We start from the raw sequence: 14,409 nt of genomic DNA on the forward strand, positions 1-14,409 counted from the left end.
CGGCTGAAGAACCGAGACCTCGGACGCACACCAGCCGCCGAACGCGACACACCGTAACCACCAACAACACCACAGGGGTCAGATTTCAGACGTTGGAAAGGGGTCAGTTTTGAAGCGGTGTTGACACTGAGCGCGCTGCGCGCGGAAGACCGGCTGTAACACCTTGGAGGACCCCCCGTGTTACAGCAGGTTCGGCCCTGGTAGGCCGCCCCAGGAAGGACGCCCGCCAAACAGGCGATCACGACTGATGGTGGTGCGCCATCTTCCGCCCGATACCAGGGCCAGGGCGCGTGCTCACCTCCTGCTCCCACCAGCAAACTCGCCGGCCTTTCGTCTTGGGAGGGCTGCAGCTTCAGCCAGGAGAGTCGCTAGGTTCCCTCGCCGCCGCTCCGTCTCGTCGTGGTGCAGTCACGCATGTCCGAATCCGTGTCAAGACGCTGAGGATGTTGCCGAGTCGCTCTGTTATGGCGTCCTTGAGTGCTCTTGTCACGCTCCAATGCTGACGTTTGGATCTAGGGGTGATCTTCTGCGGTGCGTCACAAGCAGCGGGTTTCGGATGTGTCGCCCATATTGCCGCCTGTCCTGCCCAGTTCAGTCCTGTCTGGGCGCGCGGTCATCAGCCTGCGCCGTCCTCCAAGAGAAGGAGTCGCGACCTTGACCATGCTGACCTACACCCTCATCACCGACCCGGCGCCCCTGGCGGCGTCAGCGGCCGGGCGGCCGTCCACGGGGACGGTGTACCTGCTCGTAACGAACACCGGGCAGCAGGCGGTGCTCTGGTCCACGATCAAGGTGGAGGTGCCCGTCGGCAACGGCGCTGGCGACCTCACCTCGGCCTTTAACAAGATCAAGCCCAAGGGCGAGTACAACGGCACCCAACCGGTGAACGTCCAGCGGCAGGGCTCCAACGCCTTCCAGGCCACCGCCCCTGGCGGCACAATGAGTTTCGCCTCCGGCGACTACATGGTGCTGACGCTGGAGAACGTCACCGTCGCCGCCACCGCCGGACTGGCCGTGCTGAAGGTGACTGAGAACACCGGCAGAACCATGCCCAAGCCCAAGACCAAGAGCCTGCCCACCAGGTCCGCGCGGGTGGCGCTGGTGAAGACCGCTCCGAAGGAGCTTCCGGTGCCGCGCGACTTCCGTCCGGACAAGGCCATGGTCGACGCCGGTGAAAAGCTCACACTGCGCTGGGAGGGGGCGGCCGGCTTCGGCTACGAGATCTTGTACCCGGGCGCGCCGCAGCCCGTACCCGTCTCCGGGGGCAAATGGTCACCGCCCGACGCGCCGAAGCGGGCTACCACCTACATCCTCATCGCCACCGACCCCAAGACTCAACAGCAGCACTTCCTCACCACGACCGTTCAGGTGCGCAATCCCATCCTGGAAGCTCTCACCGCCATCGAGGGTGTCACCACCCCGTGCGTACAGGGGGCGACCGAGGAGGACGGAGCCTTCACCTTCTCCAAGGGCGCGATGCATGTGCGGCGCGAATTCGGCTCCCATGAAGGCGGGGTGCTGTACGCCGGCGGCATCAGAACCGAGTACGTGAGCGGGCCCGATGACGCCGACGGAGACATCACCTTCCTCCCGGGCGAGGTGAAGGTCTGGCGCAATCGCGGCTCCAATGACCCGGGCGCCCTGGGCGCCGGTGAGGCCAATGTCAGCGGCATCGCCACCGGGTACGTGAAGGGGCTTAATGACAGCCACGGAATCATCACCTTCCTTCCGGGCGTGGTGCAAGTCGGGAGCGCACTCGCCTCCCGGGACCGGGGCATCCTGTACGTCGGCGGCATCAGAACCGAGTACGTGAGCGGGCCCGATGACGCCGACGGAGACATCACCTTCCTCACAGGCGGGGTGAAAGTCTGGACCGCACGCGGCTCCGGTTTCCCGGGCAACCTGTACGCCAGCATGGCTGAACTCTGGTGCATCTACACCGAATGGGTGGGAGGAAGAAGCAACGACAACGGACGGATCAGCTTCCCTGAGGAAGGGATACAGGTCAGCCGGGGAAACGGAGCGTATGGAATCGTGTCCGCCTACGAGTACCGCCGCTGTCAATAGTGAGGGGGCACAGAAAGGGTGCGCAGCACCTTAGATGTCCTAACGACCAGCGGACGAGCCGTCGCCAGCAGACGATTGCGGCGGCGAGGGTCATGAACGCCTCGTGGATGTCGTCGCGTACCTCCCAGCGGATGCGCAGGCGGCGGAACCAGTGCAGGGGCGCGATCGTGCGTTCGACGATCCAGCGGAGGATGCCCGGCCGGAGCCGTGCGGGGTGCCGCGGCGGGCGATGATGGGTTTCATGCCGGTGCGCCAGACCAGGCGGCGGTACTTGTCGTGGCCGTTGCCGCGGTCGGCGTACAGGGGCGTGCGAAGCTCCTCTTTGGTGGAGTGGCTGCGTGACAAACTGAGTGACAACCGCGGCAGACGATCACGGACGTTGACGGACGCTTGCGGATGGTCGGGGCCTGGTCAGCGCTGTCATGAGCCTGGCGGGAACGGGTGCTCGGCTTGCCTGAAAAGCGGAAGGTCGGCGGTTCGACCCCGCCTCTGACCACCTCATAAGACCAGCTGAACGCCCCGAACAGATCACTGTTCGGGGCGTTTGATGTTCGGTGACGACCTCTCTGCCAACGCTTCTTGAGACAGAGTGACTAGGTTCACCTGAGTGATGAGGGTGAGAAAGTAAGGATCTCAGGCCGACCACGCAGCTCGGCAGATCGTCCATGATGGGACGGTGGGCTCGGCCTCTAAGAACGAGCCGGCCGTGAACAGGACGACGAACGAGGCTCGGATCGTACCGGGCGCGATCGGCGTCATGGCGCTCGTCAGGAGCCGCAGGGGCCACTGGGCAGCTATGCAGGGTCGGGTTGACGATCTTGGTGATGGCGCGTGACCTACCCCTGGCCAGCGAGAACGCACGCGTGGTGCCCGGACGCCGGGGGCTGCGCCGCCCCGAGGGGCGCGGCATGACTTCGTTGCTTCGGGGAACGGATCGGGCATGAACGTACTGGTCATCGGCGCCGGCATCGGCGGGCTCTCGACAGCGCTCAGCCTGCACGCCGCAGGGATCGACTGCACGATCGTGGAGGCGGTGCCGGATCTGCGGCCGCTGGGGGTCGGCATAAATCTGCAGCCGCACGCGGTGCGGGAGTTGGTGGAGCTCGGTCTCGGTGAGGCGTTGGAAGAGACCGGGATACCGACGAACAACCTCATCTACACCAACCGGCATGGCGATGTGGTTCTCACGCTGCCGCGCGGGCGGAACGCGGGATACCACTGGCCGCAATATTCCATTCACCGTGGCCGTCTGCAGATGGTCCTTCTCGAGGCGGTGCTGCAGCGGCTAGGACCGGATGCGGTGAACCTCGGATGGGCCTTCGACGACTTCGAACACGGGGTGGACCGCGCCGGTGAGGGGCCGGTGGAGGTACGGCTGCGGGAGGTGGCCACCGGCCGGACGGTGGTGCGGGTGGCGGATGTGCTGGTCGGAGCCGACGGCGTGCATTCAACGGTCAGGGCGCGGATGCACCCGCACGGCGACCCGCTGCGGTGGAGCGGAATCACGATGTGGCGGGGGATCACGGAGCTGGAGTCATGCCTGGACGGGGCGTCCATGGTGGTCGCCGGGGCCGACGACGCGGCCAAGATCGTGGCCTATCCGATCTGCGCGCAGACCCGCGCCCGGGGGCGGGCGCTGGTGAACTGGGTGGCCGAGGTGCGGGTGGCCGAGCCGGGGCCGGCGGTGACCAAGGCGGATTGGCGGCGCGAGGGGCGGCTTGATGACGTGCTCCCGCATTTCACCGGGTGGCGGCTGCCTTTCCTGGACGTGCCGACGCTGATCGCCGGCGCCGGTCGAGTTCTGGAATATCCGATGGTGGACAGAGATCCGCTGCCCTTCTGGGGCGTCGGATGCGTGACGCTGCTGGGCGATGCCGCGCACCCGGTGTATCCGGTCGGTTCCAACGGCGGTTCGCAGGCGGTTCTGGATGCGCGGTTCCTGGCCATGGCGCTCGCGAACGCCGGCGATCCGGTCAAGGGCCTGGCCGGCTATGAAAGCGAGCGCCGGCCGGTGACCAGCGAGCTCGTTCTGGCCAGTCGGCGGTTCCCGGTGGATGAAACCGTCAAGCTTGTCGAACAACGTGCGCCCGGCGGTTTCTCCGACATCAGGGAGGTTCTCACGGCGCAGGAGCTGTCCAGGATGGCGGACGCTCAGAAGCTGGTCGCCGACATGGACGTCAAGACGCTCAACGAACGCCCGTCCTGAACCGTGCCTCAGTGAAAGTGTCACCGGCGGGAGCTTCGAGATCGTAAGGTTCTCGGCGCCCCAGTGATCACCTGAGGAGGAGCTGGACCCACGGATCGACCACCAGGCGCAGGTCGTGGGGTTCAGCTTTCCAAGGGGAGATCGTCCGGTGCCGGCGGGGCGGTCAGGGAGGTGGCGCGCTGGTCGAAGAACAGGCGGGCGACCAGGTCCCCCCGGGAACCGGTGCCGGACTTGGCGAAGATCGACTTCAGGTGGTCCTGAACGGTGTACGTCGCCATGTGCAGCCGGTTGGCGATCTGCCGGGTCGGCAGGCCTTGCGCGACGAGTTCGGTGACCCGTTTCTCCCGCTCCGTCAGGCCGTACATGTCGGCCAGCAAAGGCGCCATCTCGGCTGGTCGGGCCGCCTCGAGCAGCACCGCGACCGGCGCCAGCGGTCCCTCTCCCAGCAGGGACGCCCGGACGATCAGCCAACGGCCCGTACGGGTGCGGACGCGCGCCCTGGCCAGCCCGATGCCGGCGACCTGTGTCCTCCCGTCGGCGATGGCACGAGCCTGGCCGGCGACGGAGCGGATCACGAGCGGCAGCCTGGTGCCGGCTCGCTCGCCGATGCCGAGTTCGTCGACCCAGTGTTCGGCCTCCCGATTGGCAAGGTCGACACCGTCGTCGGGATCCAGCACGAGCATCCCGGTGTCAGGGCGGTCTGCACAGGCGTCATCCAGCAGGAGCGCCCGGCGCAGTCCGTCGGAGATCAACCCGGTCAGCGACGAAAGGAGCCGGACCTCGGGCAGCGAGAAGTGCGGGCTGCCCGTCTCGCGGAACACGGTGAGAGCGCCCCACGTACCGGTGCCGCTGGAGAGGACGACCCGAAGCTCATCGGCATAGCCCCCGGGATGCCGGACCTCGCGCTGACGACGGCTGAGGTCGAGATCGCCTGCGGTGGCCTCGCTCAGGCTCGCCGCCGCTGTGCGGGCGCGCGCCATGTCGACCCACTTGGTGTAATCCGGTTCGCGTAACTCGATGTCGACGAGCCGGCTGATCGAATCCGCGGTCAGCCCGTTCTCGACGAACTCCGCTGTCGGCAGCATGGTGGCCGGGTCCATGGTCATCAGGCAGGTGCCCGCCGACGGCACCGCGTCATCCAGGGCGTCGCTCACCGCGCGCCAGTAGTGCTCCACGGACATGCCGCGATGAACCAGTCGTACGAGGTCGTCGCGGACCCGTCCGCGCATCGCCTGGTCGTAGACCATGGTCCAGCGTAGCCGGACCCCCAGAAATATGGGATACCCCGAACACCGCGGTCGAGGAAAGCTGATCGCGTGAGCGGGAGGAGTCACGATGGAGACCTTGTACGTCGGGCTGCGAGTCGCAGACCTGAAGCGATCGCCGCCGTTCGACGAGGCCGCCGGGAGCGTGCCCCGGACGCCGATCACCGTGCTCGACCTGCCGGACGAGAGGGGTGCCTGCGATGGCTGACGCGCCGCTCCGTCTGTACATGGCCATGTCCGTCGACGGTTTCATCGCCGGACCGGACGACCGGGAGGGCCAGGAACTCGGGCGCGGTGGTGGGCGGCTGTTCAACTGGCTCGACGAGCGGAGATCCGCAGGGGTCAACGGGCAGGTGTACCGCGAGGCCATGGCTACCGGCGCCGTGATCTCGGGACGCCGTACGTTCGAGCTGGCGGGCAGGTGGCAAGGCGATCACCACGACGGCGTGCCGATCCACGTGCTGACCCACCACGTCGACGCGGGTGACGTGCCACCTGGCAGCGCGAAGTTCTACACCGACGTCAACGTGTGCGCCGCCGAGGCCAGGGAGGCCTCGCGAGACCGTGCGGTACTGGTGCACGGCGCGGGTGCCGCGCAGGCGTTGCTGGCGGCCGGTCAACTCGACGAGCTGGAGCTGCACCTTGTCCCCGTGCTGCTGGGAGGTGGCCGCCGGCTGTTCGAGGAGACGGGCCTCGGTCACATCGAGCTGGAGCCGGTCCGCCGGCTCGAAGGTCGCAACGCCACGCACTTGAGATACCGCATAGTCCGCTGAGGAGGAGATCCAGTGATGAAGGCCGCTCTTGATGAGGTTCCCGCAGGGACCTGGACCATCGATCCGATGCACAGCACGGTCGGGTTCTCGGTCCGTCATCTGATGGGCAAGGTGCGCGGAACCTTCGAGGAGTTCACCGGTTCCGTGACCACCGCCGCACGGCCGAGCGACTGCTCCGCGACCGCCACGGTCGCCATGAGCTCGGTGAACACCGGGGTCCGGATGCGTGACGACGACCTACGGTCCGCCAACTTCTTCGACATCGACCGGTTTCCCCATATGGTCTTCGAAGGTACCGGCCTGACCGTGGATGACGGACTCTTCGAACTCCGCGGAAAGCTGACGATCCGCGGCATCACGCGTGACATCGCCATGGGGGTCGAGTTTCTCGGCTTCGATGAGACCGGACTGCAGGGCGAGCAGCGGATCGGCTTCTCGGCGACGACGACGATCCGCCGCTCCGATTTCGGCGTGGGCGCCGCGGGGGAGGGTGAGAAGGTCGTCGTCGGCGACAAGGTCACCGTCCTGCTCGACATCCAGGCCGTACGCTGAATCACGGTCTGACGTCGCCAGGCACGCCTTCCACGTACGGTGGATCTAGAGCGAGAGCGCCGTGACGAGGATCAGCAGGAGCAGGAGCGCCAGCCCGCCGCCCGCGACCACCAGCAGGGCGATCATGCAGCCCTGCCCGTTCCACGGTTGGGGGGCGGGGCCGAGGGCGCCCCGGGCGTAGGCCCACACGGGGGCGCGGTATTCGATCTCGAACGCCATCCCCGGCTGGAGCCAGAGCGTGAAGTCCGCAGGGCCGATCTGCGCGGGGAGCAGGTAGGGCAGGTGGACATGAAGGTGATATTGGCCGGGAGGAAGCGGGATCACGTTGCGGCCCCACCGGCCCAGCATCGGCCGGCCGTTCAGGATGATCTTGGGGGTGATCATGGCGAGCATGAAGCCCATCCAGTGCCGCTTCACGTCGAGGACGAGCTGCGCCTGACCGCCTGGAGGGCCTGCCGGAGGGCCCCCTTGAGGCACTCCATGAGGGGCGGGTGGAGGAGGCTGGTTCCACGGGTGGTGCGGGCCGGGCGGATGCATGGCGGCCATGCTAGTGCTCTCCGGCCCTCTCGTGATCTCCCTTCAAAAGGATGCGAAACGTGGCGGTGACGAGCCCGGACGGCGCCGCGCTGACCCAGACGATCACCCGCGCCTACGCCGTCGGCTGACCGGCGTCACAGCGGCCCGGACGTGCAGACCGCTCCGTTGAGCTTGAAGACGGAGGGCAGCACGTTCGGGCCGCTGTAGTCGCCGACGAAGCCGATCGAGGTCGACGCGCCGGTGGCGAGCGCGCCTGCGCCGGGTTCGTTGACGACCTTGACCTCCCGACCGTCCTCCGTCCAGACCCCGCCCCAGCCGCTGCCCAGGCTCTGCCACGACCGGGGCCAGGAGAAGGTCAGGGTCCAGCCGTTCACGGGGGCGCCGTTGTTGGTGATGTCGATGGCGCCGACGTAGCCGCTGGCCCAGTCGGACTGGACGCTCAGCCGCGCCGTGCAGGAACCGGTGGCGGGCGTCGTGGTCGTGAACGTCAGCGGCGGGGACGACCAGGACAGGCCGCCCCCGCTGTCGCGGGCGATCACGTTGACCGTGTAGCGGGTGCCCGGTTCGAGGTTGTCCACGGTGAACGACGTGCCGCCGGTCTCGCCGAGCTGCTCGGTGACGGCGCCGTGCCGGCGGTGCAGCTCGTACTTGGCGATCGGGCGCGAGCCGGCCGTGGCGCGCGGCCAGGTGATCGTGGCGGTGGTGGCGGTCACGGCGGAGGCGGTGGGCTGCCCGGGTGCGCCGGGGCGGCCGGACTCGGGTGTCTCCGGGTGCAGGACGAGCGTGGTCAGCGAGAGGGGCGGGAGGGTCTGCGCGGTGGCGCTGCCCGTGGTCGATGTGGTGATGGACGTGGCGCCGTTGGTGTGGGTCAGCACGGTGGGCGGCCCGGCGGCGGGCGTGTAGCCCTCGTAGTCGATGGTCACGGGGTGGGACGTGCCGGACGAGGTGTTGATCAGCAGGACGGCGAGGTCGCCTCCGGGCCGGCGGACGGCGTGCGCGGTGACGGCGGGCTCGTCGGTCGCGGCGCTGACGAACTGGTCGCCGGGCCGGGCGAACGCGCTCATCATCCGCAGCGCGTGGTAGGGCGCGAAGGGCGTGTTCAGCGGCGGCTCGCAGACGCTCCCGTCCGAGGTGCACGACGCGCTCGACAGCAGGCCGAAGTCGCCGTAGTCGGTGTGCCCCTCGACCTCGGTGACGGCGCCGATGCCGTTGCGGACGTTCCACCAGTCGACCGTGAACACCCCGTTCGCCAGCAGCGTCGCGTAGGAGTCGGCGGCGGCCAGCGCGCCGGGCTGGGTGTTCGTGCCGTTGCTGCTCGAACCGGTGTTGAACTCGGTCATCGCGATGCCGATCCGGCCCGCGTCCGGCCCCGCGTGCCGGGCGATCTGCTCGCGGGTGAGCTGGATCATGTCGGGTACGTGGCCCGCCCGGTCGAGGGTGCCGGGATACCAGTGCAGGACCACGAAGTCGATCTTGGGGCCGGCGGCTGACAGGACGACCTCGTTCCAGCTGCCGGCGTCGCCCTCGGCCACGATCGCGTCGGGCCAGTTGGCGGGCGTGGTCAGCACCGCGCCGATCTTGATGTCCGGGTCGACGGCCTTCATCGCGTCGGAGTAGGCGACGACGTGGCGGGCGTACTCGGCCGGGCTCTTGTCGGGGTGGTCGTCGGCCTCCCACGCGGCGCCGTAGTGGCCGTTGCCGTAGATCTCGTTGCCGATCTCCCAGTACGTGATGCCGTAGCCCTTGGTGACGTTGGCGTGCCGCACCCAGGCCGCGGCCTCCTCCGCCGTTCCCGTGCCGTAGTTGGCGGTCACCATCGCCTGGGCGCCGGTGCGCCGTACGCCGCGCATGAAGGCGTCGAAGTCGGTGTCAGGCGCGACGTAGCCGCCCGGGGCGGTGTGGTCGGCCCAGTGGTAGATGTCGGAGTAGGAGCCGCCGGGATAGCGCAGCAGTTTCACGCCCGCGTCATCGAGCAGGTCGGCGGTCTCGTCGGAGCCCAGGTGGGTGTCCCAGATGGCATGGTTGGCGCCGATGCCCGTCTCGGGGACGGTGGCGAGGGCGGCGCGCGCGTTGACGGTCACCTCGGCCGGTGCGGCGCCGGCGTACGCGGCGGGGGTGTTGAGCGCGGTCAGCGTCAGCAGGAGCGCGGACGCGGCCCGCAGCAGGGTGGTCGGCATCGGTGCACCTCGCCCGTGGACAGTGGTCATCACTCGACGCCTCCTCCTGACCAGGAGGCAGCATGATCATGAGCGGCGGGCGGCGGGCTCGTCAACCTGCGATGAAACTTTCACCGCGCGCTGCACCATATGTGCGCATATGTGCCCTTTGGTGTGCATGTCATCATGGGGGACATGCTGGAGGTTGCCGGGCTGGGCGAGGTGGAGGAGCGGGCGTACCGGTTACTCGTACGGGCCGGCGAGGCGGATCTGACCGGGCTGGCCGAGGAACTGGACCTCACGCGGGAGGCCGCGGCCGCCGCGCTGGCGTCCATGGCGGGCATGGGGCTCGTCCGCGAGGTCGCGGGCAGCGCAGGGCGCAGGTTCGCGCCGGTCGCGCCCGAGATCGCGCTCGGGCCGCGGCTCGTGCGGCAGCAGGAGACGATCGACTGGGCCCGGCAGGCGGTCGACCAGCTCGCCGAGGAATACCGCGCGAGCCTGCGCCGCAGCGACGCCGACCGGCTGATCGAGGTGCTGCCGAGCCGGGCCGCGCTGCGCGAGCAGGTACGCCACCTCCAGGACAGCGCCCGCGAGGAGGTCATGTACTTCTGCCGGGCCGGGCACGTCGTGATGCCGTCCACGGACAACACCGAGGAGCTCGAGGCGCTCGGCCGCGGCGTGGCCTACCGGGTCATCTACGAGCGGGCCCTGCTGGAGGAGCCCGGAATGGTGGCCAACGTGGCGTTCGGCATCAAGCTGGGCGAGCAGGCGCGGGCCGTGCGCTTCCTGCCCGTGCGGATGATGATCGCCGACCGGTCCACCGCGCTGCTCCCGCTGGTGCAGTACGCCGGCCGGACCACCGAGCCGACCGCCGCGCTCGTGCGCGGGAGCAGCCTGCTGGAGGCGCTGATCGCGTTGTTCGAGGCCCAGTGGGAGCGGGCCACGCCGATCAGATTCCTGGAGGACGGGCAGGTCACCGACACCGCCCCCGGCTGCCCCCTGGACGCCGACGAGCTCTACCTGCTCTCGCTGCTGGTCGCCGGGGTGCCGGAGAAGTCGATCGCCAGCCAGCTCGGGCTCAGCCTGCGTACGGTGCAGCGCCGCGTCTACCACCTGATGCGGCTCGCGGGCGCGCAGACCAGGATGCAACTGGCCTGGCATGCGGCCCGCGAGCGCTGGTTGTGACTACTTCACCCCGTACGCCCGGGTGACGGTCTGCTCGAACCGCTCGCCCGGGGCGCCGGTCGCGACGACCCGCAGCGACACCCCGTTTCCGGTCCTGCGATGCGAGACGAGCGCCTTGTACCGGCCCTGCCCGAGGGGGAGGAGCGGCAGTTTGCGCCAGGTCTTCCCGTCGTCGTACGACATCTCCGCGGTCAGCTTCCTCGCGTCCCGCGCGGTGAAGCCCAGCGCGACCGGCAGCGTACGGTGCACCTTCCCTTCCAGGTCGGCGGGCACGTCGTAGTCCACGCCGAGCAGCGGCAACCGCTGCTCGTCCGCCGGCCGGGCGGACCTGAACGTCCAGGAGCTCTCGGTGGCCGTGGCGTAGCGCCACTCCTCCGAGTTCCGGGTCGTGGACAGCTCCAGGCGGTACTCGGCGTCACCCTCCACGGCGGCGATGTCGCCCCGCAGGTTCTTGCGCTCCTCCACCAGCTCGCCGTCGCGGTAGACGCGGGCCGCGGTGGTGTCCTTGTCGTTGCTCCCGCCCGCGTAGCCGTAGTGGCCGTCGGCGTCGACGAACTCGGGCACCTGCACCGACAGGACGTCACCCGTGCGGGTGGCGGCCGTCACGGCCGGGCGTACGACGGGGGCGAACCACCGCTCCCTGGCGATCTCGCCCGCCCGGTACGTCCTCGGCTGGTCGGTCAGGCCGCCGCGCAGCCGGCTGCTCGACTCCCAGGTGAGCGTGTGCTGGACCACGTGCTGCCACTGGGTGTCACCCGAGCTGACGTACTCGGCCCTGCGTAGCGGGGTGCGCACCACGCGCTGCGTCTCCATCTGCAGGCCCAGGTCGTACGTCTGCCACGGCCGCCAGCCGAACCGCTGGTCCTTGCCGTACGAGCCGCCGCCGGACTCCTGGTAGCCGGCGTCGACCCTGGCGGTGTTGCGCCAGTTCACCTCGTGCACGATCCGCTCGGGCACCCGGCCGGAGGAGACCTGCATGACCTCGTACAGGTAGGGGGTCGCGAACTGGCCGGTCACGTCGAGCACGGCACGGCCGGCGCGCGTCCTGTCCAGCAGCGCCTGGCCGCGGTCGTGCGTGATCAGCAGCGTGGGCAGCGGGTCGCGGTCGCCTGACGGCGTCCACGGTTGCCACATGGCCCGGCCGTCGGGCCCGACCACGACCACCGCCGCCGCGCCGGCCGCGGCGATGTCCTTCAGCTTGCTCGTCCAGTCGCCGAACGACGCGCTGGTGATGACGACCGCCTTGCCCTTGACGTCGATCCCGCTCACGTCGCCCGAGCCGCCGTCGACCAGCGGCCAGCGCTTCCTGCCGTCGATCTCCGGCGAGCGGATCGCGGGGCGGACCACCAGCGCGTCGCGGCCCAGCCGGGCGCTCACCCGGGGCGCGGCCAGCTGCCAGCGCGAGGAGAACTCGAAGGTGCCGTTGCGCACCGGCGCGGTGGGGGTGACCGCGAGCCCGTCGACCGACGGGAAGTTCATCGAGGCCAAGGAGATCTTGCGGGAGCCGTACGTGCGGTGGGTGAAGTAGGTGGAGATGCCCTCCTGCATTACCTCCTGCGAGGTCCTGATCTCGATGGGCACGGCGGTCCTGGCGTCGAGCACGACCTCCATGTCCGACGTGACCGGCAGTTCGGGGTTGACGACGAGGGAGTCGACCGGCAGCTCGTCGTTCGTCTCACCCATGATCGCCTGCATGTGGTAAGTGCCCTCCGGCACCTCCGCGGTCCAGCCCTCGTGCTCGCGCAGGATGTAGCCGTAGGCGTCGTCCCTGGCGGCGGCGCCGTACATGGTGATCAGGGGCACGCGGGCGGGGCTGCCGTCCCGCTCGACGCCGGTGAAGTGCACCTTGTGCATCTTGCCGCGCCGGGTCAGCGCGAGCGTGGTGTGCGCGGCCACCGAGCCGTCCGCCGTGGTGGCGGTGACGTAGCCGACATGTCTGCCGTGCACCAGCTTGGTGAGGTCCACGGTGGTCTCGACGGTCGCGTTCGCGCCGGCGTCCACGGTGACGGTCGTCGCCGACAGGTTCACGGCTCCCTCGCCGGGGGCGTCGCCGTCCAGGTTGCTCAGGGTCGCTGCGACCGTCAGCGAGACGGGCTCCTGGCCGGTGTTGGTGTAGGTGACGGTGCCGCCGGGGGTGCCGGTGCCGCCGTCCTCGTGCACGCCCATGCTGAGCGACGCGGTGGCCGAGACCGCCTGCCGCACGGCGCGGGCCACGTCGAGGCGGCCGCCGCCCTGCTCGTACGGCGTCTGTCCCTCGACGGTCTTCGCCGTGGACACCAGGGCGTCCTTGAGCTGCCCGGCCTTCCACTCCGGGTGGCGCTGGGCCAGCACCGCCGCCGCGCCCGCCACGTGCGGCGTGGCCATCGACGTGCCCGACAACTTCGTGTACCGGTCGTCGACCGGCGTGCCCAGCCCGGTGCCCGCCGCCCGCGCGGCCACGATGTCCACGCCCGGGGCGGTGATGTCCGGCTTGAGCGCCTCGTCCAGGCGCGGGCCGCGGCTGGAGAACGGCGCCAGCGCGTCGTTCCTGTCGACCGCGCCGACGGTCAGTGCGGAGGTGGCGGCTCCCGGCGAGCCCACCGAGTAGTCGTCGCCGTCGTTGCCCGCGGCGATGACGAACAGGCTGCCGGTCTCCTCCGTCAGCACGTCCACCGCCTTGCTGAGCGGGTCGGTGCCGTCGGTGGGGCCGCCGCCGAGGCTCATGTTGACGATGTCGGCGCCGCTCTCCCTCGCGGCCCACTCCATGCCCGCGAGCACCTGCGATTCGGCGCCCCTGCCGTTGGCGTCCAGCACCTTGCCGATGACCAGCTCGGCGCCGGGCGCGACGCCTTTGCGCAGCCCGCCGGACGCCTCGCCGGTGCCCGCGACCGTGGCGGCGACGTGGGTGCCGTGGCCGTGCTCGTCCTTGGCCGAGGGGTCGTCGGTGAAGTTGCGGGTCTCGGTGACCCTGGCCGCGACGTCGGGGTGGGCCTCGTCGATCCCGGTGTCCAGGACGGCGACCTTCACCCCCTTGCCGTCGTACCCGTCCTGCCAGGCCTGCGGCGCTCCAACCTGCGGGACGCTGTGCTCCAGCGACGCGGTGACCTTCCCGTCGAGCCAGATCTTGGCCAGTCCGTCGCGCAGCCGCGGCTCGCCTCCGCGAGCTCCGGCGCGCTCGGCTCCCCAGAGCACGGGCAGCGCGTCCTTGTCCGCCCGCAGGGTGCGCGCGTTGACGCTCTTCAGCGTGACGGCCTGCGTGTTCTCCTTGTACGCCAGGATCAGCGGCAGGACGTCGCTGCTCTCGTCGTCGTACCCCTGCTCGATCAGGTCGCTGACCGAGAACAGCCGCTCGTCCATGAGCCCCTGCGAGAGGTAGGGGACCATGTCGGCGGGGGTGACCACGAGGTCGTCGTTCTCCTCCTTGGTGAAGAACCTGACGTCCTCGCGGCCCTTGCCGGGCTGCACGGTCGCCGCGTGCTTGCCGCCCGCGAACTCCTGGACCGTCACCACGTCACCGGTGATCAACGTCACCCGGTGCGGGTCCGAGCCGACCGCCGGCTCGGGGGCCGCCGCGTGCGCGGGCACCGGTACGGCAATCATCGCCAGGCCCACGCCGGCGGCGGCGAGGGGGGTGATCCATCGCATGAACGAACCGATCTGTCTGTGGGGGTGACCCAGGTTTCAGTCGT

At 69.5% G+C, this 14,409-nt stretch carries 10 protein-coding genes and 1 pseudogene; 6 read left to right on the forward strand and 5 right to left on the reverse strand.

Annotated features, from left to right (window positions below; genetic code table 11):
* Positions 1 to 654 precede the first annotated feature (654 nt).
* Positions 655 to 2,067 carry a hypothetical protein gene (locus ABGB01_RS39675; RefSeq protein WP_347778942.1) on the forward strand — a complete coding sequence of 471 codons (1,413 nt, stop codon included), beginning with the start codon at positions 655 to 657 and terminating at the stop codon, positions 2,065 to 2,067.
* 67 nt (positions 2,068 to 2,134) lie between these two features.
* Here the strand turns inward: ABGB01_RS39675 and ABGB01_RS39680 are convergent.
* Positions 2,135 to 2,254 (reverse strand): annotated as a pseudogene (locus ABGB01_RS39680) (IS5/IS1182 family transposase); the annotation flags it as partial.
* Positions 2,255 to 3,007: 753 nt separating this feature from the next.
* Between ABGB01_RS39680 and ABGB01_RS39685 the strand changes: the two are divergent.
* Positions 3,008 to 4,273 (forward strand): flavin-dependent oxidoreductase, encoded by a 1,266-nt coding sequence (locus ABGB01_RS39685; protein WP_347778943.1) that lies wholly within the window; start codon positions 3,008 to 3,010, stop codon positions 4,271 to 4,273.
* 122 nt (positions 4,274 to 4,395) lie between these two features.
* On the opposite strand, the gene ABGB01_RS39690 is transcribed toward ABGB01_RS39685, so the two are convergent.
* Complete coding sequence (locus ABGB01_RS39690) at positions 4,396 to 5,427, reverse strand: helix-turn-helix transcriptional regulator (RefSeq protein ID WP_347778944.1); 1,032 nt, start codon at positions 5,425 to 5,427, stop codon at positions 4,396 to 4,398.
* A gap of 181 nt (positions 5,428 to 5,608) precedes the next feature.
* Between ABGB01_RS39690 and ABGB01_RS39695 the strand changes: the two genes are divergently transcribed.
* The 3 genes from ABGB01_RS39695 to ABGB01_RS39705 are packed head-to-tail and all read left to right on the forward strand — an operon-like array spanning position 5,609 to position 6,863.
* On the forward strand, positions 5,609 to 5,746 hold the full coding sequence (locus tag ABGB01_RS39695; protein ID WP_347778946.1) for a hypothetical protein: 138 nt from the start codon (positions 5,609 to 5,611) through the stop codon (positions 5,744 to 5,746).
* Positions 5,739 to 6,311, forward strand: a complete 573-nt coding sequence (locus ABGB01_RS39700; protein WP_347778948.1) for a dihydrofolate reductase family protein — start codon at positions 5,739 to 5,741, stop codon at positions 6,309 to 6,311. The genes ABGB01_RS39695 and ABGB01_RS39700 overlap by 8 nt, the downstream gene beginning before the upstream one ends.
* Before the next feature lie 15 nt (positions 6,312 to 6,326).
* Positions 6,327 to 6,863, forward strand: coding sequence for a YceI family protein (locus ABGB01_RS39705; RefSeq protein ID WP_347778950.1), 537 nt, complete (start codon positions 6,327 to 6,329; stop codon positions 6,861 to 6,863).
* Between the two features lie 45 nt (positions 6,864 to 6,908).
* Here ABGB01_RS39705 and ABGB01_RS39710 read toward each other — a convergent pair whose 3' ends face one another.
* Entirely contained in the window at positions 6,909 to 7,280 is a 372-nt protein-coding gene (locus tag ABGB01_RS39710; protein WP_347619526.1) for a hypothetical protein, read from the reverse strand.
* 254 nt (positions 7,281 to 7,534) lie between these two features.
* On the reverse strand, positions 7,535 to 9,577 hold the full coding sequence (locus ABGB01_RS39715; RefSeq protein ID WP_347778952.1) for a cellulose binding domain-containing protein: 2,043 nt from the start codon (positions 9,575 to 9,577) through the stop codon (positions 7,535 to 7,537).
* A 174-nt stretch (positions 9,578 to 9,751) separates the two neighbouring features.
* On the opposite strand from ABGB01_RS39715, the gene ABGB01_RS39720 reads away from it, so the two are divergent.
* A complete protein-coding gene (locus ABGB01_RS39720) occupies positions 9,752 to 10,741 on the forward strand; it encodes a helix-turn-helix domain-containing protein (RefSeq protein ID WP_347778953.1) in 990 nt (329 codons plus the stop codon).
* On the opposite strand, the gene ABGB01_RS39725 is transcribed toward ABGB01_RS39720, so the two are convergent.
* On the reverse strand, positions 10,742 to 14,365 hold the full coding sequence (locus ABGB01_RS39725) for a S8 family peptidase (RefSeq protein ID WP_347778954.1): 3,624 nt from the start codon (positions 14,363 to 14,365) through the stop codon (positions 10,742 to 10,744).
* Positions 14,366 to 14,409 lie beyond the last annotated feature (44 nt).

Source organism: Nonomuraea sp. B5E05, from assembly GCF_039880665.1.
GTDB lineage: Bacteria > Actinomycetota > Actinomycetes > Streptosporangiales > Streptosporangiaceae > Nonomuraea.

What these genes read in the sequence shown, in the direction of transcription:
- ABGB01_RS39715 (WP_347778952.1), bottom strand. Translation starts at nt 9,577, where the DNA reads ATGCCGACCACCCTGCTGCGGGCCGCGTCCGCGCTCCTGCTGACGCTG.
- ABGB01_RS39695 (WP_347778946.1), top strand. Translation starts at nt 5,609, where the DNA reads ATGGAGACCTTGTACGTCGGGCTGCGAGTCGCAGACCTGAAGCGATCG.
- ABGB01_RS39720 (WP_347778953.1), top strand. Translation starts at nt 9,752, where the DNA reads ATGCTGGAGGTTGCCGGGCTGGGCGAGGTGGAGGAGCGGGCGTACCGG.
- ABGB01_RS39685 (WP_347778943.1), top strand. Translation starts at nt 3,008, where the DNA reads ATGAACGTACTGGTCATCGGCGCCGGCATCGGCGGGCTCTCGACAGCG.
- ABGB01_RS39705 (WP_347778950.1), top strand. Translation starts at nt 6,327, where the DNA reads ATGAAGGCCGCTCTTGATGAGGTTCCCGCAGGGACCTGGACCATCGAT.
- ABGB01_RS39700 (WP_347778948.1), top strand. Translation starts at nt 5,739, where the DNA reads ATGGCTGACGCGCCGCTCCGTCTGTACATGGCCATGTCCGTCGACGGT.
- ABGB01_RS39725 (WP_347778954.1), bottom strand. Translation starts at nt 14,365, where the DNA reads ATGCGATGGATCACCCCCCTCGCCGCCGCCGGCGTGGGCCTGGCGATG.